This window comes from Streptomyces sp. NPDC005070, from assembly GCF_053600395.1.
This window is the reverse complement of sequence record NZ_JBSFZS010000011.1, coordinates 66203-87496: the sequence shown is the minus strand read 5'-3', so window position 1 is coordinate 87496 and position 21294 is coordinate 66203. Positions and strand designations below refer to the sequence as shown.

12 protein-coding genes are annotated in these 21294 nt (G+C 64.6%); 9 read left to right on the top strand and 3 right to left on the bottom strand.

From position 1 onward, the window contains the following. The first annotated feature begins 65 nt into the window (after positions 1-65). Positions 66-698: a hypothetical protein gene (locus ACWEBX_RS06350; protein WP_451883753.1), complete on the top strand. Its 633-nt coding sequence runs from the start codon at positions 66-68 to the stop codon at positions 696-698. A gap of 64 nt (positions 699-762) precedes the next feature. Here ACWEBX_RS06350 and dcm read toward each other — a convergent pair whose 3' ends face one another. Continuing rightward, entirely contained in the window at positions 763-2727 is a 1965-nt protein-coding gene (dcm, locus tag ACWEBX_RS06345; protein WP_451883752.1) for a DNA (cytosine-5-)-methyltransferase, read from the bottom strand. A gap of 447 nt (positions 2728-3174) precedes the next feature. Between dcm and ACWEBX_RS06340 the strand changes: the two genes are divergently transcribed. The 8 genes from ACWEBX_RS06340 (at position 3175) to ACWEBX_RS06305 (ending at position 18718) form a co-directional block, all read left to right on the top strand. Continuing rightward, positions 3175-5445, top strand: a complete 2271-nt coding sequence (locus tag ACWEBX_RS06340) for a sensor histidine kinase (RefSeq protein WP_451883751.1) — start codon at positions 3175-3177, stop codon at positions 5443-5445. Beyond that, the gene (locus ACWEBX_RS06335) at positions 5442-6725 is read left to right on the top strand and encodes a hypothetical protein (RefSeq protein ID WP_451883750.1); all 1284 of its coding nucleotides are present in this window, start codon (positions 5442-5444) and stop codon (positions 6723-6725) included. Before ACWEBX_RS06340 ends, ACWEBX_RS06335 begins: the two co-directional genes overlap by 4 nt. Positions 6726-7081: 356 nt before the next feature. Further along, positions 7082-8244 (top strand): IS3 family transposase gene (locus ACWEBX_RS06330; protein WP_451883749.1). Its coding sequence is split into 2 segments (ribosomal slippage): positions 7082-7366 and positions 7369-8244, totalling 1161 coding nucleotides; the frame shifts between segments, so codons are not numbered across the junction. Positions 8245-8263: 19 nt separating this feature from the next. Next, entirely contained in the window at positions 8264-8425 is a 162-nt protein-coding gene (locus ACWEBX_RS06325) for a hypothetical protein (protein ID WP_451883766.1), read from the top strand. A 432-nt stretch (positions 8426-8857) separates the two neighbouring features. After that, a complete protein-coding gene (locus tag ACWEBX_RS06320) occupies positions 8858-10000 on the top strand; it encodes a helix-turn-helix domain-containing protein (protein ID WP_451883748.1) in 1143 nt (380 codons plus the stop codon). Positions 10001-10091: 91 nt separating this feature from the next. Then, positions 10092-11768, top strand: coding sequence for a hypothetical protein (locus tag ACWEBX_RS06315; RefSeq protein WP_451883747.1), 1677 nt, complete (start codon positions 10092-10094; stop codon positions 11766-11768). A gap of 1 nt (position 11769) precedes the next feature. Next, positions 11770-13470 carry a hypothetical protein gene (locus ACWEBX_RS06310; RefSeq protein WP_451883746.1) on the top strand — a complete coding sequence of 567 codons (1701 nt, stop codon included), beginning with the start codon at positions 11770-11772 and terminating at the stop codon, positions 13468-13470. Further along, complete coding sequence (locus ACWEBX_RS06305) at positions 13451-18718, top strand: FtsK/SpoIIIE domain-containing protein (protein ID WP_451883745.1); 5268 nt, start codon at positions 13451-13453, stop codon at positions 18716-18718. Before ACWEBX_RS06310 ends, ACWEBX_RS06305 begins: the two co-directional genes overlap by 20 nt. Before the next feature lie 442 nt (positions 18719-19160). Here ACWEBX_RS06305 and ACWEBX_RS06300 read toward each other — a convergent pair whose 3' ends face one another. Together ACWEBX_RS06300 and ACWEBX_RS06295 are read right to left on the bottom strand one after the other, a co-directional pair. After that, positions 19161-20051: an RNA polymerase sigma-70 factor gene (locus ACWEBX_RS06300; protein WP_451883744.1), complete on the bottom strand. Its 891-nt coding sequence runs from the start codon at positions 20049-20051 to the stop codon at positions 19161-19163. Beyond that, the gene (locus ACWEBX_RS06295; RefSeq protein ID WP_355985442.1) at positions 20048-21145 is read right to left on the bottom strand and encodes an NAD(P)/FAD-dependent oxidoreductase; all 1098 of its coding nucleotides are present in this window, start codon (positions 21143-21145) and stop codon (positions 20048-20050) included. The genes ACWEBX_RS06300 and ACWEBX_RS06295 overlap by 4 nt, the downstream gene beginning before the upstream one ends. Positions 21146-21294: the final 149 nt, after the last annotated feature.

Genomic DNA, 21294 nt, shown 5'->3' with positions numbered 1-21294 from the left:
TCGGTGGTTCGCACCTTGGGCGCGAACCACCCACATGTCAGAGTGCAGTTCGCCAAGATGGACGCATGATTCCCGAGTTCGATGTGGACATCCGTCGCGACTACGACGTGGAGACGCTACGTACGGGCCTGAGCGCAGAAGACGTGGCCAGGGGCTTCACGGATCACCATGAGTACGAATGCCTGGGGCTCCCGAGCTGGGAACAGGCCGCAGAGTGTCTGACGCAGGAGGCCACCTTCCTGGCACGGGCGGGTAGGTCTGACGCCCCAGAAGGGGTGGAGGCGATCCTTGACGAGTTGCGGGACGCCGACGACGTCGGCTACGCCGAACTGATGGCGTACACGTTCCGCTGGAACGACGTGGGGGTGGCGGGGCTCAGTTTGGCGCTCAGCGCCGCCAGGATCGCCACCTTTTACTCCTGCTCGGGCGGGCTCGACGGACATCATCACGCCGAGAGTCCAATGGTGGGTGCTGTGCCCGATCCTGAGCGCGCCCGTCTCCTCGCCCGGCTGGCTGAGGAACACAGCTGCGGCGTCGAACAGAAATACGGGCGATGGTACATCTATGGGCGGTCCGTCAAGGACATGCACAGTCTCGGCAGGGCGGTCCTCGTTGCGCGCGATGCCTTCGATGCACTACCCCAGCCATCTTGGACCGAAGGGCTCGCTCAGTTGCTCGAGGAGCTCGCAGAAGAGTAGAGCCGCTGATAGATCTGGGAGTCCGCGATCCGCACCGACCTCGAGCGGACGGCGCTCAGCCTGGTCAGGGTGTGCGCCGCTCAGACTTACGAGCCTGAGCGGGCGCCAGGGTCTGCCCTTGCGTCTCGCTCAGCGCGTGGGTGAATAGGTCACCCGAGGCCTCGTCCCTTCCGGCGCAGAACCTGCTCAGGGGGCACTCGTCACAGAGCGGCTCCTTAGCACGGCACAGAGTGGTCCCGATCACACGCAGTGCCGCCATGCGCAAAGGTGCGTCCTCTCCGGCTCCGACCAGCTTCACAAGGTTCACCCGGCCGTCGCTGAGCCTGTTCGTCCGGTCCGAGTCGCTGTCGTTCAGACGAGCAGCAACCCTCAGCGCCCCCTGTCCCACCCAGAGAAGATCTTCACCAGTCAGAAGCCGGTAGAGGGTCCGTTCAGCCGGCTTCATCTCCAGCTGTGTGGGAACGTCTTCCGGGTTCCTCCACACAGCCGACTTGCCCACCACCGCAGCCAGACGGTCGATCCGAGCACGCGCAGCCGTGCTCGGAGCCGCGTCGATGAGGGACAGGAAGGCAGTCTTGGTCAGGATCCTGCATTCCTTGACGACCTCGACCATCGCCTCGATCTGGTCGGACCTCAGCTTCGCGCCAGAGAGTATGGCCACGACCGCCGCGGAGAGCGGGGACATCCCGTCCCCTGGCAGCTGGTACCAGGCGCCCGTGTCACGCTGTTGCTCCGCCCAGGCGGTCAGGTGTCTGCGCACCATGCGCCAGTGTGGCTTGAGCCCGACTCCGTCAGGCTGTTCCTCGTCCGAGGGCAGCAGCGCTTCCGCGGCAGCTTGGCCGAGCAGGGGCGGTACGGCGTTGCCGATCTGCCGGAAAGCGTCACTGCGCGTCCCGGCGAACCGGAACCGGTCAGGGAACGTCTGCACTCGTGCCGCCTCGCGGACGGTCAGAGTGCGGTTCTGCTCCGGGTGGATGTACCAATAGCCGTCCTTGGCGATGTGCGCGGTGATCGACCTGCTCAGATCGCCCCAGTCAAGCTTCTTGTACTTGTCCGTGAACTGTTCGGCGCTGTACCGCTGGAGCTTTGGGTCGATGTCCGAGTACAGCGTCTTGGAGTCCATCTCGGAGAAGATCTCCCAGTCGTCCTCCCTGACCCGACGGGTCATGTGGTCCCAGACGTGGTCCTTCGGCGCCCGCTTCCGCATCTCCGCAGCGAAGGCAGGCAGCTCCTCAGGCTCGCTGTAGGGCCACTCACGCTGCCCGACACGTTCCGTGGCCACGACAGGCAGTTCCGGCAGGTCACCGATGGCATCTCGCAGAGTGGTGCGTTCTTTCGCCTCGGGACGCCACTGGAACCTCTCCACATCGTTCCGCGCCAGAAGGATCAGTCGCTTCCGATGCTGTGGCACGCCGTAGCGCCACGCGTCAACGAGCCGGACCTGTGTCGCGTAGCCGAGCTCCTCAAGCTGCTGCTCGATCGTGCGAACCACGAAGAAGTCGTCACCAAGCCCCATGTCGGGCACGTTCTCCATGAGCACGACGCGCGGCCGTATCCGCTTGACGACGTCGAGGTAGGCGCTCCACAGTTCCTTGCGGCGATCATGGGCGTCACGCCCATGATGCTCGACAAGGCTTCGGATCTTGCTCCGCCCTGCCCTGCTGAACGGCTGACAAGGCGGCCCTCCCGCTACGAGGTCGATCTTGGCCGGCGCCAGCAGGTCCACGAGCCTGTCCCGCTCGTCGGGATTCCCAAGGTCCATGTGAAGGCTCATACCAGGGAAGTTCGCGGCGTGCGTCTCCAGAGCTCGCTCGTCGAAATCGACCGAGGCCGCAACGGTCCAACCGGCCCGTTGGAGCCCAAGACTCAGGCCCCCTGCTCCAGAGAAGAGGTCGACCGCGAGCCGTTTTCCACCACCGAACCCTTCGAGCCACTCGGTGAACCCCTCGGGCTTGCAGCTGTTCCTGTTCGGCTTGAGCTTCAGATAGTCGCTCCGCTCGAGAGGCACGCCGTAGTACTGCTTCGCCACAGCACGAACCTCCACACCAACGAGACGACAAGAACGAGCACCAGGAGATCACGGACGTGCTGGTGGAGGCAAGGATTCCGGCCATGTGAACACCGAAGAAACCGGTGATCACCTAACGCGTTCTCCCAGGTGCCTGTGCCGATCCGCGAGGCTCCCAGACCCTGGCCTCAAAGCGGTGTCCTAGTGCACTCCAAGACGGTCAATCATAAGGGATGACACCGACAAGATCACGATGGGGCTCCTGTCCTCCTACGCGTCACATCCCGAGGATTCAACGACAGAGCCCTCCGGGAAGACACGCTCAGGTGTTCGCCTCCCTCGACCACCTCATTGATCCCGGCCAGCTCCAACAAGGTTGTGCCGTAAATCACTTCACCCACGGATAGAATCTCTGCTCACCCACTTGCTGGTGGGGCCGGCTGACGATCACCAGGAGCGGGAGCACAGGTGGAGTCCGAGGACGCGAAGGCGTATCTCCGGCCACGGGCGCGACTCATGAGCACCCTGGGCGAAGAACTGATCAGCAACGAACGAGTCGCCCTCACCGAACTCGTGAAGAACGCCTACGACGCCGATGCAAGCCTCGTGGTGATCCGTTTCCAGGCTCCCCTCGAGGAGGGTGCGGGTTCCGTCGAGGTCTGGGACGACGGCCATGGCATGTCCCCGACGACAGTCCGCGGAACCTGGATGGACATCGCAACTCCCCACCGGCACCGGACCCCCCGCAGCGAAGTGCTGGGGCGCCGGGTCCTAGGGGCCAAGGGCATCGGACGATTCTCCGCCGCCAGGCTGGCGCACGTGACCTCAGTCACCACGCGACGCAGCGGCGGGGAGGAGGTGGCCCTTCGAATCGACTGGGGCGACTTCGCCCAAGAGGACGCATACCTCGACCAGGTGCCCATCGAGTGCGCGGTGAAGTTCCCTGAAGTCTTCACTGTCGACGGTGAGTGGCAGAAGCTGTTCAACGGTGTCATGCGGGAGTTCCACGAGAGCAGTATCAGCACGTCACCCGTCACGTCCTCTAACTCGGATCCTGAGATCAGCGACGATCCGCACGGAACTGTCATACGTCTTGAAGGGCTGCGGCAGAACTGGGGTGTCGAGTCCATCCAGTCCCTGAAGAGGACACTCTCGAGGCTGCTCCCTCCCCCTCCTCCCACCGAACTTCACGTATCAGACCAGCCAGAGTTCGCGATCTACGTGGAGACTCCGCCAGGCGAGCTGCGGCACCTCTCAGGATTCGTCAGCGCGAGCGAGGCTCTGGCCCATCCCCACTACAGACTGATCGGGACCGTCGACGAGGACGGTTTCGCCCGCCTTACTATGCGTGCGGCAGAAAACGTTCCTGAGGTCACCGTCGAACGGAGCCTCCGCCAAGACCCCAAGCGTCCTAGCTGCGGCCCCGTCAAACTCGACATCCGTGCATGGGACCTGGACAGCGGATCACTTCGCCAGCTCCTCAAACTGGACCTCGGCGCCCGCAACATCTCGGAGATCCGAAGCCTCATCCGAGCCAACAGCGGAGTAACCCTGTACCGCGACGGATTCCGGGTCCAGCCCTTCGGAGAGCCCGAGTTCGACTGGTTGGGGTTTGACCAACGACGGGTCAATAATCCCACCCTCCGCCTGTCTAACAACCAGGTCGCCGGCTTCGTCTACATCACAGCAGACGAGAATCCGCACCTTCAGGACCGTTCCCACCGTGAGGGACTGATCGACACACCGGAGTACGAGGAACTAAAGGCCCTCATACACCACGCCGTGAACGAGATGGAGACCTGGCGGTATAAACTCCGCCGCCCCGCGCCCCCTGCCGGTCCGATCGACGAGCCGTTCGTGGTGTCGGCCGGGGGGCGTGGACACGGCGTCTTCGAGACCTTCAACCTCGGCCCACTCCGTGACGTCGTCGCCCTGCGCCATCCCGACGACGTTGTCCTCGGCCGCGCCCTCGACGAGGCCACGGAGACGATCAACGAGGGCGTACGGAAGGTCCAGGAGATTCTCTCCCAGTTCTCCCGGCTTGCAACGCTCGGCACTCTCGTGGACGTGGTCCTACATGACGGCCGCACTGCCCTGTCTCATATCGCCTTCGTGCTGAGAAGCCTGAACAAATTAGCGGTGAGGACACGGGACCAGGACGGGACCCTCTCCGCGGCGCTCGAGAAGACCCACACCGACTTCAGCGCGCAGGAGAAGGCCCTCGACCGGTTGTTCACCCGTATCGAACCGCTGAGCGGGAGGCGCCGTGGGCGGCCACGGGAGATCTCACTGCACGAGACCATCGCGGAGGCGGTGTCCGTCCATGAGGCGGACATCAGACGACAGGGCATCACCGTCACGATCGGTGGAGACGACGTGAGGGTGACGGCTGAGCCAGGTGACATCACCCAGGTGATCATCAACCTCGTCGGCAACTCCGTCTACTGGCTGTCCACAGTTCCCGAGGCCGCCGAGCGCTCCATCCACATCGAGACCGAGCGCACCGCCGAGGGCGAAGTCGACATCAGCGTGAGTGACAGCGGACCGGGGGTCCGTGAGGAGATCAAGGACCTGATCTTCGACACGTACTTCAGCGACAAGCCCGACGGGATCGGTCTCGGGCTGAGTATCGCCGGAAGCGTCGTCAAGGACTTCTACGACGGCGACCTGTACCTGGTGCCTCCGGGACGGCTGCCCGGAGCATGTTTCAAGGCGCGTCTGCGAAGGAGAGTCGGGTGACCACAGGGGCGGGGGCGTTCCGCCTGCTCATCGTCGATGACGAGCAGGAGATAGCGGAGAGGCTCGAGTCGATGCTGGGGGAGGACCTCGTCGACCTCGGAGCCTTCACCTTCGAGATCGAGCAGGACTTCGACGAGGCCGAACGGAGGCTCGAGAACGAGCAGTTCGACCTGGTCATCCTCGATGTCAGAGACTCGTCACGAGGCGGCGCGACAGATGCTATCGAGGGACGCGGACGGGAGCTGTACGAGCGGATCAAGAAGACCCGTTGGATTCCAGTCATCTTCTTTACGGGCGTACCAGAGCAGGTACGACATCTCACGGCACCCCCGCTCGTCGAGGTTGTTGCCAAGAACAGGCTCGAACAGATCACCGAAGCCGTCCGTGCCGGCCTGAACTCAGGTGTTCCGTCCCTGACCCGTCGCCTCGGCGAACTCGTCGACCAGCAGATGCGCTCGTTCCTTCGAGACGTCATCGCGCCTCAGTGGGAGCAGATGGCGGAAACCGACCAGAGGGAGATCGCACCCGTCTTGGTCCACCGACTCGCCGCATGGCTCAAGGAGAACGCGATCCAGGAGCTGGATGGCGTTCTCGCGACTTCCGGAGGCATTGCGGTCGGTCACTCGTCAGCCGCTCGGGTGTATCTCAAACCGCCCGTGACGCGTCATCTCACTGCCGCAGACCTGCTTCGTGACCCAGACGGACAGTGGTGGCTCGTGCTCACTCCTGCCTGTGACCTGTATGAGGATCCGCCGAACGCCGCCAAGCCAAGGACGGCAAAAGCTGGATATGTGCGGCTGGCCAAGGCCGACCGCGTGACCGAGTCCCCCCTCGCCATCGCCTCGCAGGCGAGTGGTCTGAGTAAGGACAGGGACGCTTTCAAAGCCGCCTTCGGCCCTGACCACAACAGGTTTCGAGCCCTTCCCAAATACCTTGACATCCCGGACCTGATGGTCGACTTCGAGAACGTCACGTCTGTCCAGCTCAAGGACCTCAGGATCTGGCTCAGCGAGGAAGGCGGCTGGACCAGGGTCGCGACGCTCGACAGTCCGTTCGCCGAGGCAATGCTGACAGGGCACAGTCGTGCCGTTGGCCGTATCGGCACCCCGGACATCAACTGGCAGGGACTGCACGAAGAACTCGGAATCAGCAAGGGAAAGAAGCAGACGGACACTCAGCCCGCAGTGCCATCGGCTTTTGGAGCTGCCCGAGACCCTCTGAAGGAACAGATTCCCTCGCCAAGTCCCGCCCCGATGGAGCGGGACGGACACGAGGTGTGATGAGGGGTCATCAGTCCGTGGACCAGCTGTGGACAAGGAAGCGCCACTTGTCCGACTCAGGGTGCGTGACCTGCAATTACGTCGGGGCCTGACGGGCCCTCCGGACCCGGTGCGAATCGCTGTCGAGTGGCGTACTGGGGTGCATTCGTGTTCGACGCAGTCAGACCTTCCGCTGGTTCTCCCAGATCGCGTGATCCAGCTCCCACGGTGTGCAGCGCAAGCGCGCTGCAGCCTCAGTGAAGATGCCGATCGCTTGGGTCATGGCCACCGTGCGCTGCAGCACTGTTGGGTCTGCCGCACGATCGGGTGACATCTGAACTGGCTTGCCCTGTGGGGTGGGTGGGAAGGATGTCGCTGTGCCCAAGCCTTATCCCGAAGAGTTCCGCGAGGACGTCGTGCGGGTCGCGAGGAACCGCGGCCCGGGTGTGACGGTCGAGCAGGTGGCTGCCGACTTCGGAGTCCACGCGATGACGCTGTGGAAATGGATGCGCCGCGCGGACATCGACGACGGGACCAAGCCGGGAACGACCAGCCAAGACAACGTGGAACTACGGGAAGCGCGTCGGCGGATCAAGCTGCTGGAGCAGGAGAACGAGGTCCTTCGCCGGGCCGCCGCCTACCTGTCGCAGGCACATCTGCCGGGAAAAGGATCTACCCGCTCGTGAAAGAGCTGGCCACGGGCGGAATTCCGGTCACCGTCACGTGCCGGGTACTCAAGCTCGCCAGACAGCCCTACTACCGCTGGCTGAACCGGCCGGTGAGCGATGCCGAGTACGAGCAGGCCAATCGCGCGAACGCGTTGTTCGACGCTCACCGCGAGGACCCGGAGTTCGGCTACCGGTTCCTGGCCGACGAAGCCCGCGGTGCGGGAGCCGGCATGGCCGACCGGACCGCGTGGCGGATCTGCCGGGACAACCGTTGGTGGAGCGTGTTCGGCAAGAAGCGCGGCAGAGGCAGGAAGGCCGGCCCGCCGGTCCACGACGACCTCGTCCGCCGCGACTTCACGACCGACGGACCGAACCGGCTGTGGCTCACCGACATCACCGAGCACGCCACCGGCGAAGGCAAGTTGTATCTGTGCGCGGTCAAGGACGTCTTCAGCAAGCGGATCGTCGGCTACTCCATCGACACGCGGATGAAGTCCCGCCTGGCCGTCGCGGCCCTGAACAACGCCGTGGCCCGGCGCGGACACGTCGCCGGGTGCATTCTGCACAGCGACCGCGGATCGCAGTTCCGGTCCCGGAAATACGTCCAGGCGCTCGACCGGCACCGGATCACCGGCTCGATAGGGAGGGTCGGGGCGGTCGGCGACAACGCGGCCATGGAGTCCTTCTTCAGCCTGCTGCAGAAGGACGTCCTCGACCGCCGGCAGTGGGCTACCCGTGAGGAACTGCGGATCGCGATCGTGACCTGGATCGAGCGGACCTACCACCGACGCCGCAGACAAGCCTCCCTCGGCCGGCTCACACCCGTCGAGTTCGAAACCGTCATGACCACACCGGCCCTCCGGGCCGCGTGACCACACCTGTCACCCAACCGTGCATCAGACCCTGCCTCGTCCCTATCCTCCGGAGTTCCGGGCGCGTGCCATCGCGCTGATCCACGCCGGCAAACAGGCCAGACAGACAGCACTGGGCTACCGCACCCCCATCGAGTACGAACTACTCTCCAAGAACGACACCGTCCCGGCTGCCGGTTAGCCACCGAGCCTGGAGCCCAAATGGTGGGGCAGGTCAAGATGTCACCCGATCGTGCGGCAGACCCATGCGTGTTCGATGGCAAGGGCTTTCGAGCACGATTTAGCTCGCCCCTGGCGCCACTCGTCGAGCGCCATCCCCACAGCAAATGCCACGGCTTGGGCCACGCTAGGCGCAACCTAGATCCGCTGGCGCCCCGTGGGACTATTCGCGGACGAGTGATAGCCAATCGGCCGACTGGGCGATCGTGACCTGCACGCACGTTTGGGACCGAAACCTCCTCCGGAAGAATGTGCAAGAGACTGACGTCGGCGCTGACGGCATGCGCCGACTGGCTTCGCTCAAGATCGACACCCAAGATTTCCGAGGAGGGAGCCCTCCGAGGACTCGCTCCATGTGGGCAGGGATGATTCGGTCCCGTACTTCTCTTGGGCGATGCTGGTTCGCCTCCTGCATGAGCGAGGCGTACTCCCGAGGGATCTGCACGGACGGGTTGGCGAGTTGCGCCGCTCGGCGACGAGCCGAGCCACCTTCACGAGCGATCGCGCTTCGGCCGACCACCCAGCGGTTCCCCGTCGCACATCCTCACGAGCCCGATCGACCACACGTCAGCCTCCCTGCAGCGCCTTGCCCTTACTGGCAAGTTGCGCCTTAGGGCAACCGTTGACCTCGACTCACCACCGTACCTGTGGGACGTTGTTCGGCATGTCGAGAGAGCAACGTCGGCGTCGACGCCCATCGTCGGCTTGCCCGGACGAGGAACTTGGGACGCTGATACGGAGACTTCGCCGTGACGCGAGGCAGCTGCAGGTGGATCTCGCGGCCGCTGCAGGCATCAGCGCCTCGCAGTTGTCTCGCCTTGAGCGAGGCCGACGCACCGGTGTCTCGATCGACGTGTTGATCGCACTGGATACAGAACTCTCGGCGGAAGGGAGGGTTCTAGCTGCGGCGCACGTCGTACCACCCCCCGCTGCATCCCTGCTGAGCCCGCTTCATTTCGCGCTGAATGGGCGACGCCTAGTCGACCGGACCGCTCGCGCCGTCGCCGCCGTACATCACTCGGCTTTCGGTGAGCAGCTCTGGGAACGGGCCGGCTCAGCTCGGCACGACCGCGTACAGCTGGCTCCGCTCTGCCGTGCTGCCGGGTTGCAGGTGGATGTAGCGGACGGGCGGAGCCTCGCCGTCGAGCTCGCGGAGGGCCGAGCCCTGATCACCATCCCGGTCCAACCGGCTTCCCCTCAGCGGCTGCCACTCGAAAGGTTCCTCACCGCGCACGCCCTTGCACACATCCTGTACAGACACGCGTCTTGCACATACCCGCGGACTAACACCAAAGAAGAAGCGGCCACGGCAACTGCCTGTTACCTGCTTGCCCCCTCTGAACTACTGCATCGGGCCACAGAGGACTTGAGGAATCGCTATCACGGAGACGGAATGTGGTCCGTCGGGGGAGCGTCTGCTCTGGCCGAGGCCATTGCGAGCCGACTCGGCGCCCCAGGCTGGCTGACCGTCCGCCGCCTCGCTGAAGAGGGCTATCTAGAAACCATTGCCGAGGAGAATTGTGACTACTCTGACTGACCCGCCTTGGAATCCTAGCTCCCCCAGTCCGCTTGCTCCAGTTGCGGCTCTGCTTCGCTCTTCGACCGGCAGCGTCGTGCGTGATCAAGGCATGGACGGAGTCCAGCTCCGCAGCCATGTACCAGACCACGATCTGGAACGGAATCTGCTCCAGATACTCCGAAGCGGCCAAGCGCCCGCTCTCATCGTGTTCGGCGGCAGCGCGGGGACGGGCAAAACAGCAATTATGGCCCGCCTCCGCCAGGTCGCACCGGAGTTGTTCGGTGAAATCATTGCCGATGCGACGCATACTGAGTCTCCTGGCGAAGAGCAGGTATCTCGCCTCGCCTCCTTTTTCTCCCCCTTCGCAGACGGTGCCGCTCCAGCCACCGGGCTCACCCGCATGATCGCGCTCAATACCGGAATGGCGTTGCGTTTCTTCCACAAAGTCCGCCAAGACGAGGAAGCCCTGAGTCTGACGACGTTGGAGAACATCCTGCTGAGTCGGCTTGGAGTGCCTCGTGCCATGTCGACTGGCGACGCGATGGCGTGGCTGGGCGATGCGGTACTCGTGCTCAATCTCGACCTGCGCCGTACTGCCGGCGGCCCCGAGGCCCTCTTCCTGGGCATGCTCAAAGCCTTGGACCCGCGTGACTCTTCCGGCGTACTAGCAGGTGCAGCAAGGTGTGGCTCCTGCCGGGTGCGCGAGTGGTGCTGGCCTCGCACCAATGCGGAACTCGTCTCCGCTGAAGCGACCGGGGCCGTCCTCGACAGCGCGGTCGCACTCGCCGCACTTGAGCGTGGCCGGAACATCCCTCCCCGTGAACTATGGGCTCTCTCAGCAGCGCTGGTATTGGGAGGCGCCCACGGCGTAGACCCCTGCGAAGACGTGGCGGACGCCTTTGCCGCAGGCGATAGCTCGCGCTTGCGCGACGGTCTCCTGCCTGGCGCTGCCCTGGAAACTCTGGCTCGCAATGAGCCGCTGGCAGCAAGCCTGCTAGCGATGGACCCGACCCTGCAGCCGAACGCCGAAGCACACGAGGAGATAGCGTCTGCTGGTATCGACCCCGCGGATGACGCGGATCGGCTGCTCGCTCTCCTCGGAGGCGCAGACCCCGCAAAGCGTCAAGCGGTGCGGACGATTGCCGCGCATGCTGCCGCAGGTCCAGGGCTCACCGGAAGGTACCGGGCTCGTGCCCGGTGGCTCGCGGGCCAGCTGACACCCGGCCCCGGACCGGACGAGGGGTTCCGCGCGGCGCTGTCGTCCTTCGACGGCCCCGCAGATCCTGCGGCCGATATGAGAATCATGGAGCTTCTCGCCATCGGACTCGCCCGGGGCTTCGGACGCAAAGTCGGGGCCGATACATTTCTCCCCGTTGACAAGCCGGGCCAAAACCGCAAATACGGCGTACTGGTTGGGGCCAACTTGAGCTCCCAAGATCTGCTGGAGATCACACCTGACCCGCATCAAGAAAGCAACCTCATTGGTGCGAATCTCCTGCGCTACGTACCGCTCGCCTTGCCGGTGCGCCTGGGCAGACACCACCTGGAGATCACCCTGCCCATCTGGCGGCTCCTGCAGGCCGCCGCCGCAGGCACACTGCCCGGCACGGACGACCTTGAGCGCTTCCACGGCCTACGCCGTGCTGTCGAGTCTGCCGTTCTCGAGCTGTCGCTGAATCCTGCAAACGCCCTGCTCATCAGTGATACAGGTACCGGACGGCATTGGCATGCAGCAAACGTCCGCACCCGGGGCGGCGATCTACTCAACGTCTACGAGGTCAGCTGACATGACGATGGCACCCTTGCACGCCTATCCCGGCCGTGTCTTGGAGGCACTTGAGGCCGTGTCCCGGGACACCGGTGTCCCGCTGTCCTGGGATGGAGGGGTTCTGCGCATTGACGGACGCCCCGTGCGCCTGCCGGACAAGCTAGTCGGTGAGGACAGCGCTCTATTCGGTATCTCCGGCATGTTGCCCAGCGTTCCCCGCGGTGACTCCCGAGATCGCCTTCTCTGGCGAATTCTGCAGGAGACCCGGCCAACGGGACAGCAACCACAAGAACTGGACGCTGAGCTGTACGAGCAGCTACCAGACCTCCTGCAAGTGAATGACCCCGACGGCCAGGAGGCGCTCGCTGGAGCCTTGCGGGAGCGCTACTACACCCGCGACAAGGCGCCGTTCCTCCTACCGCTGCAGACGGATCTTCCATTCGGGTTCAATCACACCAAGACATCCAAAGTGAGAGGCGTACCCAAGCCGACCGCGTCCACCGGATACCGGATGTTTGCCGGCGACCTCTTGCCGTTCCTGTGCTGGAACGGGAGGGAGCCCGGCGAGGCACTGCTGCAGAAACTCTTGGACAAGCTGAATGACGACTCAAAAGTGACCCGGCTGGACAGTGTGCTGCTCCAAGCCGCTCGCCAGCTGAGCGGTGTACGCGGGCAGAAGGCTCTGGCCAGCGTACTCATCGAGCGGAACCGGCAGCGCCTCGCGGAAGACTTTGCATACGGTTCGTTCTGCCAGCCCCAACTCGATCGGTTCCAACGGGACCTCAGAACACTCCTGGCGACAAAACTGCCACGTCCTGACTTTGTCCGCTGGGTAACCGTACTCATCAGCCTCCACGCCAGCGTCCTTATGTACCGTGTCGCCGTCGTGCAGAGTGCGCGTCTCGACCGTGCTGTCGCTGCTGCCCACGAACTGCCCACCCCTGGTGCGGCCTACACGTGTGAAGGGCTCAAGGACTGCCCTCTGGCCGGTCAACTGAAGTTCCGGACTGGGACTGGCGGCTACCGACCGGTCTCACGCCGCGATGCCTGCCATACGTCGTGGCAGAAGGTCGACGGCAAGCAGTTGCTCTCCCTTCCAGCCACTCTCATCACCGCAAACCTTGCGGCACGGGTGTGGGAGTCCCTCGGTGGACCGGGAGGGCACAGACCCGACCTGGACGGGCTTACAGACAGACTGGCATGCGACGCTGACCTGCGTCGACGCTTCAATGCCGGTGTCGCCGCAGTCACTGTGCTGCACCATCACGCCCATTGGGCACAAACAAGTAGGCGAACCAAAGGCATGCCGTCCCCGACACTGGATGAGCTCCTGCAGGCCGCCGACGTCGGTGGTGGTCGCAGTGGCCTACTCGCGCTGAGGGAGGACGTCACCCGATCGCGGCGCTCGGACCTGCGCAAGCAGTCCCGGGACGTAGTAAATCAGTTGATGCTCCATCAGGTGGGTGGCTTGCTGAGTCGCAACGGCACGTCCATGACTTTCTACGAGGTCGACGAGGACTTGCTCACACTGCTGGTTCGCCTAATCTGCCAGGACGAACCTCTGGCCTTCGAGTCGTTCCTGTCCGGCCTGGCAGAGTACGGGCTGCAGCCGCAGGATGCCTCGGAACACGAACGGCTCACCCAGTCCCTGGAACGACTTGGCCTGCTTGTCCGCTACAGCGACGCCGGGGAGGCAACGTATGTCCGCTACAACCGCTGAACCCCACAACATCCGGGACCTGGCGGCTGATATCGCAGCCCAGGCCGTGAGAGAGCTTGCTGCCAAGCAAACCCAGGACACGCGATGGCACGTGAGCACTACAGCGGGAATCAGCCCCCACGAGCTGCACCAAGCTTTGATGCGGCATAGCTCAAGTGGGCCAGCGCTCACATTCCCGGCCCCGGTATCCGTAACCGTCAGAAGTATTGAGGCACTGCCGGCACCAGGAGCCGCAGGATCTTCCCACCTGCCCTTGATCATCCCATACCTGGTAGGTGCTGAATCAGAGAATGCAGGCAGCGATGGATTCGCCGCCTGGTTGCGTGACGAGTACGTACAGCTGGATACACAGGAGCGGACGCGCGTACTTCTGATCTTGTCGGATACCCCCATCGATACCGTCACCACCGCGAGCAGGGACCTGGCCACTGAGGAAGCTCTGTTGCCGGCCGACTTGTGCAAGCTAGCGGCCCGCGGAGCCTCTGCGGAGCGCCTTATCCGCCAGGCCGTGAAGGCGGCCGAGGACAAACGCGTCCTGCCCTCCGTCCCGGAGACAGCTGGGGCAGCTGTGCTGCTGGCGAGGTACGACGACACAATCGCTGCCGGCGCCGCCCTGTACCAGTTCGGCTGCTACCTGCCCGACCCGCACCAGGACGCGGCGGATACCGACAGACTCAAGCTGAACATCGACTGGCGGATGCGCCTGGAGGAGTGGACCGCTCCAGACAAGGACCTCCGCACCGAGATGGGCCGATGGGCCAGGAACGTAGAACACCCTGCCATCCAAGTCGTCCTCGCCGCCAGGGATGCCTATGGAGGGCTGGACTGGTCCAAGATCCTACTCACTCAGCTTCCGGAGCGCAGACCCTCCCGGACACCGCTCGGGATCGCCCGCCCCCTCCGCATCGACGGAGGCCGCGCAGTAGTCACCAGCAGCAGCACGGCTGTCGTATGGCTGCCGGGCGGAGGTACGTTCTCTGTGAGGCTGGTTGGTGAGCCGGGCCCCACAGCGCGAAGTCGGGTGGAGTGGCACAACGGCGCCAACTCAGCGTGTCCAGTGGACTATGAGCAGCGGCTAGTGCACGTTACCGTGCAGTCCGGCGCCGCTTGGGCGTTCGGTGTCGTGCACGTACCGGGCGGCGACCAACTACCCGTGGCCGTGTACACCGGCCACGGCGACTGGTTCCCTGTCGAGGCAGGCCTCCAGATCGAGCCGACGAGCGCCGCTTTCCGATATGAGGGCGTCCCAGCCGTTCTCGCTGTCCGCCCAGGAGGAACACCTGTCGGTACATGCGACTTGGAGGAGCCAGACCCTGAAGGCTCCTGGATCGCGCAGTGCTCCCTCTACGCCGACAAGCATCCGATTCCGCTGTACAGCGAGAACGTCGGCGTGCCTGGCGAAGTGGACGACAAGTGGCCTGCAGACGTGCCCGAGAGCGGCAACGAGGGTCAGGCTGGTGACCAGCCAGAGGATGAGGACGAGGACACCGACCACCAGCCCGGCGGTACATCGGGGACCGGGGTCTCACTGCCCGCGCAGCCCAGCGTCGCGCATGCGGCGCTCCATGCAGCCAAGACAGCGGGAACGGCCACCGTGGGTGCCATTGGCTATGGTGTCGGCCGTCTGAAGGTGGGAACCGACCACTACCCCCTGATGCCGCAACGGCTCACGCCCACTTTGGAGGGCCTAGCCCTCGAATCCGCCATCCTTAACCAGCCTGAATTTCTTTCCTACAACATTGATACGGTATTGACTGACGGCTCCGTCGCGCTTTCTCCCGCGCGCTTGGAACGCCTGGACACGTCAGCCCTGCCTGCGGAGGCTTACCGCGACTTCCTTGTTGCCCGGCGTGAATTCTTCGAAGCTCTGCGTCGCGAGGAGAGCGTCCATGCTGTCGTGGCAGGATGTCACCGCCGAAGCGCGGAAGCCTACACCAAGGCTTTCGCTGCAATATTGAATCAGCTCCCGCGCGATTCACAAATCCAGCCTGAGTACAGCAGACTTGCCCTATGTGACGCGGTCTTCGGGGCTGCGCCAGATGAAATTCTCCTCGCCCCTACCAACCCCGTCACCGTGGCATTTGCGCTGGCGCTGTCGGACACGCTAGAAGCATGGCAGCCGAGAGCAAGTGAAGTACTGGCAGATGACCTCCGCGCAGTAACGCAGCGGCATTTGATGCCCGTCCTAGCGGTTGACCGAGGCTGGTACGAATGCTCCACCGAGGCGCCTTTGCTGTGGCGCCGCTACAAGGCAGCACCAGCGGGCGGTGTACAGCCTGACCCGGACTACCGTCACATCAGTCGTCGGCTTGAGCACTTCCTTACGGTGTATCCCGACTACAGGCACCCAGGTCAGCGCATCTCTGTCACCTTCATCGAAGCGGGTGACGGACGGCAAGTCCACCGAGCTCTGCGTGAATTCTTCAAGGGGCAGCTCGCGCCGCAAGAAGCAGCTGACCTCAAGCCTGACTTGGAAATCATCCTAGTCTCGGACGAGTCCGTCCAGCACCCGGGACTGGAGTCGTTGCTGGCCAATGGAAGTGAACTCGATGCATACATCCGCACGCGTGTCCGCATCACCCTGGCCAAGCCTGGCAAGGCGGAAGATTTCACGCATCTGACTTTCGTGATGCGCAGCAACCTGCAGCGCACGCCCACCCAGGTAGATATGAATCACCGCGCCCCTTCGACGTGGAGCCGGGGCATCGCTACGAGTCCCGCACGGCTAGCTCATCCAGGGGCGAATGAGAGCAGCTTCTCCTGGGGGACTTTCGCCGCCCCGGTAGAGATGCCCAGCAGTCCGAAGCCGACCGAATTGCTACTCAACCTCATGCAGCGCGGGTTGGAATTGGTGGGCGGCATGTCTGGCGGCCTAATGCGGCCCGGGGTGACCAGCATGCCCACGACCCGCGTCGAGCGCGACTTCATGGCCGCCGTCTACGACCGCAGCGTCTGGGTTGTGCACCTAGACCAACTCTTGGGCCTGGAAGCATTCAACGGCCCCATGGGAAGTCCCAGCGCAAAATACCTCGTCCACCACGATGAACCCGACCCCGGCACTCCTGGCCTCGACGCCATCACCGCGACCAAACGCACCGAGCCGTACCGCCAAGCTGTAGCCCGCGCGCTGACCGGGATAGGAGAGCCGCCCGGGGCAGCCCTGGACGAGTTCCTCAGACTACTGAACGGAGCCAGCGGCAGGTGGTCCCTGGACCTGCTCAGAGCCAGTGCGGCCAACGTAGCTGAGCGAGTCGGCACCGTCGCTGCTGTATCGCTCCTCGACAGCGGCGACAAAACCCTCGGACTGCTGGACGACGAAGGGGCGCGCGCCGCAGGGCTACTCATCCCTCTCGATGAGCTGTTCGCCGCACTGCCCAAGAGAGGTCTTCCCCGCCCGCCGGCACCAGCCTGTGACGATCTCCTGCAGCTCTGGTTGCCCCTGGGCAAACCAGGCCGCCTGCGCATCAGCGCCCGCTTGATCGAGGTCAAGTACCGTTCCAACGGCGTCCCCGGCCTTGACGAAGCCCGTACTCAGCTGGAACGAACTGTCGAATGGCTTGAGCGCATATTCAATACGGATGGCCCAGGCCGCTCCTTTCGAGCGCGCGATCTCAGCGACCTGCTGCGGTCTGCCACCGCGCGAGCCAATGCATTCGGCCTCGGCGAACCCATCCCCACTTCGGAAGTAGAGCTGGCCCTGCTCGCACTGTACGACGGAGATTTCTCGCTCGACCTCAGCTACACGATGCGGGACTCGCCCCGTAGGGGCGCTCTCATCAGCGTCGAAGGGCAGAACACCTCTGCAACATGGCAGGGCACCCTCCCAGGAGCTGGGCTTCCCCTCGACTACTTCCGACTCGGCCGGCCTGCGGTCGCGGCCCTCGCCCGAGGACACGGCATCAACGTCCCCGACAACTGGACGCGCCCCTCATGGCCGCCCTCCGATCCGCCCCCACCCGGGGAACAGACGGGCCCGCAACCACCGGCACCACCCAGCGGCCCTGAGCTCCCTGCGCCTATCGAGGAAAGAAAGGCCTCAAATACTGAGCCCAACTCCCTGGGCGAAGCCAGCACCCCCGTCAACGAGGCCCGCATCGAACCAACACGACGATTGTCAGCCGACTATGCCACACCGCGATTCACACCCGATTCTGCCGCAGCCGAGGAAATCGCGCGCGTAGCAGGGGAGATGGACACTGCCGCTGCTAAGTACGGCTTGGCCGTTGAACCTTTCCGCCCTAATCTCGCTCAGGTCGGACCTGGAGTAATCCGGCTGCGCACCCGCCTGTTGGGCAAGCAGACCCTCGCAGCCCTCCAAGGTCGCGCCCTCGACCTAGGCAGGGAAGCAGGTGTAGCCGAGGGCGTACTCATCGACCAAGAGCCCTACTACGTGACTCTTGACGTCCCGAGGTCCAAGCCTGAAACCGTTCGCTATGCCGACTACGAGCATGCCTTGGACGTGCCTGCTCAGCCAGGAGCGCTGCCATTCTTGGTGGGAGTGGCCCCGGACGGTGAGGTCCGCGTGGCAGACCTCGCACGGCTGCCGCACCTGCTGGTCGCGGGAGCAACCGGCAGCGGCAAGAGCGTGCTGCTGCAGGCACTCTTGTGCTCCCTGATTCACGTCCGTGCACCCCAGGACTTGAGTCTGCTGATCATTGATCCAAAGCACGTGGATTTCGAACCCTTTCAGCATCTGCCGCACCTGCTGAACAAGCGCATCATCACTGACCCCCACGAGGCAGTCGAGATCCTCACATCCACATTGGAAGAGGAACTGCAACAGCGCCGCGCCATCCTCCGTGAAGCCGAGGTGTTCAACGCTCTCGACTTCTATGCAGCGGGAGGTCGGTCCCAGGATCTGCAGCAGATGGTCGTCCTCATCGACGAGTTCGCAGACCTCGCCGACTCTCTCCCTCGGAATGAGCGCCAGCAGTTTCTCCAGAACATCAAACGTTTCGCCCAGATGGCTCGGGCGCTCGGCATCTACCTAGTGCTGGCGACGCAACGACCAAGCGTTCAGGTCATCACAGGTGACATCAAGGCAAACCTGACAGCCCGTGTTGCTCTCAAGGTCCAGGCCACTCAAGACTCGATGACGATCCTCGGGCGCGCAGGCGCTGAAGCACTCCGAGGTCGAGGTGACCTACTGTTCGATGCCGGTGGCCGCACAGAGCGACTTCAAGGCTTCTACTGCCAACCAAAGGATGTCTCCCTATCCGTGAGGCGGTGGCCCACCGGCTCTCAATGACCAAGTCGTACTCTCGGGACGCCGGCGTGCTTCTTTCTAGTCGGCCACGGCGACCTGACATCGTCCACAGACTTGGACTGCCTGTGGACGGGTAAGTCGGAAGGCGATGCACCCAAAGCCCTGACCAGCGCTTTCGCCATCTAGTAAAGGGCCCTCCGGAGCCGTGTGCGCAGGTTCGAATCCTGCCGGGGGCACCCCTTATGAGGTGCCCAAAGACCCCGTCACCAGCGGAAACGCTGAGGCCGGGGTCTTCGCGTATCTACAGTCGTGCGCAGGCAGATGCCGCCGAATGCAGCCATTTGCCAGTGATCACGTTGTAATGGCGTGTTGATCTTGGAGGGCTTCGCGGCAGGTCAGACGGCGTTTCGTCGAACCCTAAGCGTTGCTTCGTGGACCATTCGTAGAGGCCTATCTGGGTCACACCCCTTGGAAGACGGGCGGTTCAGATCTTGACGGCGGTGAGCTTCTCCGGGTTGCGGACGCAGTAGACGGCCGTCACGGCACTGCCGCGAACCTCGACCGAGGTCACCTGATCGAGTACGCCGTCGATGAGCACCGCGACGGAGTGCATCCCGTTGTAGGTGCCGATGCGGATGTCGAGTTCGCCCATGCGGGCGCCCTTGGCCAGGAGGCCGAGGAGCAGCCTGGCCACCTTGTCGGGCCCGACCACGGGGCGCCGCACCGCGTTCACGACCCCGCCGCCGTCGGCCAGGAACACCACGTCGGGTGCGAGCAGGTCCATCAGACCTTGGACGTCGCCGGTAGCGGCCGCCGTCAGAAACCGTTCGGCAATCGGCTGTGCCTCCGCAGGGGTGGCGACCGCAGTGTGCCGTTTCGCGCGCACACTGTTGCGGGCGCGCTGGTTCAGCTGCCGCACCGCGGCCTCGGACTTGCCCACCGCGGCGGCGATCTCCGGGTAGTCGAAGGCGAACACCTCGCGCAACACGAACACCGCGCGCTGGGCTGGGGTAAGGGCCTCCAGTACCAGCAGCATCGCGGTGGTCACGGCCTCACCGGTGAGCACATGGTCGATGCCGTCGGGTCCGTCGCCGACAACGTCGGTCACCAGCGGCTCGGGCAGCCACGGCCCCACGTACCGCTCCCGACGACGGACGGCCGACCGCAGTACGCCGAGCGCCTGCCGGGTGACGACCTGCGCGAGATAGGCCCGCGCGTTCTCCACCGAGGTGTGGCTCACCGACCGCCACCGCAGGTAACTGTCCTGCAGGACGTCTTCGGCGTCGGCCACCGATCCGAGGATCTCGTAGGCGATCGAGAACAGCAGGGCCCTGTGCGCGGTGAACTCGTCCGCGGGGTCCGGCTGTTCGGTCACTTCGGGCCCCGCAGCCAGGCGTAGGTGGCGGTGCGGGCGCCGAACTTCGCGTAGCGGCAGACTCGTTCCTTGCCCATGGCCGCAGTGCGCCCGGCGAAGAACAGCCGCCACACGGTGTCGTCCCTGCGGCCGACCTGCAGCAGCCCGTCGCGCCGGCCCAGGCTCAGCGCCTGCCCGGTGTATCCCATGGAGTAGGGCTTGGGCTTACGGCCTTCGATCATCCGCGCCAGCGTATCCGCTGCGTGCGCGCCTTGAGGCATGGCCGTCGCACAGGCCGCCCGCGCACCGGGAACCGCCGCGCAGTCACCGACGACGAAGATCCGCGGGTCGGTCACGCTGCGCAGATGCTCGTCGACCACCGCACGGCCGTCGGCATCCACCTCCAGCCCACTGCGGGCGGCCAGGTCGGGCACGCCCCCGATCATCGCCCACAGCGTGAGGTCGGAGGTGAACTGCAGGCGCGAGTGGAGACGCACCGTGTCGCCTCCTCCCTCCCCGGCGCCGGGGTCGATCTGCGCGACGGAGTCCTCCACGACCTCCACGTTCAAGCGGTCCAGGCCGGTGCGCACACGCTTCTGCGCCCCCGCCGACAGGCTCGCGGCGATCGTTCGTCCCACGATCCGCACGTGGAGGTCGGGTCGGCCGAAGGCGACTTCGGCTGCCGTCTCGATGCCCGTCAGCCCGCCGCCGATGACGGTGACCGTCCTCCCGCCGGGCAGCCCGGCCAGGGCAGCCCGTGCCCGCTCCGCGCCCTCCCAGGTACCCACCGGGACGGTGCCCGGCAGCGGTGCGACCGTGCTGCCCACCGCGAGGAACAGGTAGGCGAAATCGAGACTCGACCCGTCGCCGAGAGCGACCTCTCCGTCGCTGATCTTGTCGACGGTGTCCAACCGCGTTGCGACCCCTTCGCGCAGCATCGACGTCAGCGGGGTCGTCGCGGCACCGGTCCCGGCGATCTGCTCGTGCAGCCGCACCCGCTCGACGAAGTCCGGACGGGGGTTGATCACCGTAATCTCCGCTGCCTTCACCTTCTTGGCCAGCCGATTCGCCGCGATCGTCCCCGCGTAGCCGGCGCCCACCACAACGACCCTCATGTGTGCCTCCTGTTTTGGAATCAGGTCAGACACGGGATGCAGCCCACCTCGCGCCTGTGACGGACGAGCCGAGTGATCTGCATCACTGCATCACTGAATGCCGAACCGGCAGGCGGCAGGGATGTAGTTCCACTGCAGGGAGGTCGGTG

What these genes read in the sequence shown, in the direction of transcription:
- ACWEBX_RS06350 (WP_451883753.1), top strand. Translation starts at nt 66, where the DNA reads ATGATTCCCGAGTTCGATGTGGACATCCGTCGCGACTACGACGTGGAG.
- ACWEBX_RS06320 (WP_451883748.1), top strand. Translation starts at nt 8,858, where the DNA reads ATGCTGGTTCGCCTCCTGCATGAGCGAGGCGTACTCCCGAGGGATCTG.
- ACWEBX_RS06315 (WP_451883747.1), top strand. Translation starts at nt 10,092, where the DNA reads ATGGACGGAGTCCAGCTCCGCAGCCATGTACCAGACCACGATCTGGAA.
- ACWEBX_RS06310 (WP_451883746.1), top strand. Translation starts at nt 11,770, where the DNA reads ATGACGATGGCACCCTTGCACGCCTATCCCGGCCGTGTCTTGGAGGCA.
- ACWEBX_RS06305 (WP_451883745.1), top strand. Translation starts at nt 13,451, where the DNA reads ATGTCCGCTACAACCGCTGAACCCCACAACATCCGGGACCTGGCGGCT.
- ACWEBX_RS06295 (WP_355985442.1), bottom strand. Translation starts at nt 21,145, where the DNA reads ATGAGGGTCGTTGTGGTGGGCGCCGGCTACGCGGGGACGATCGCGGCG.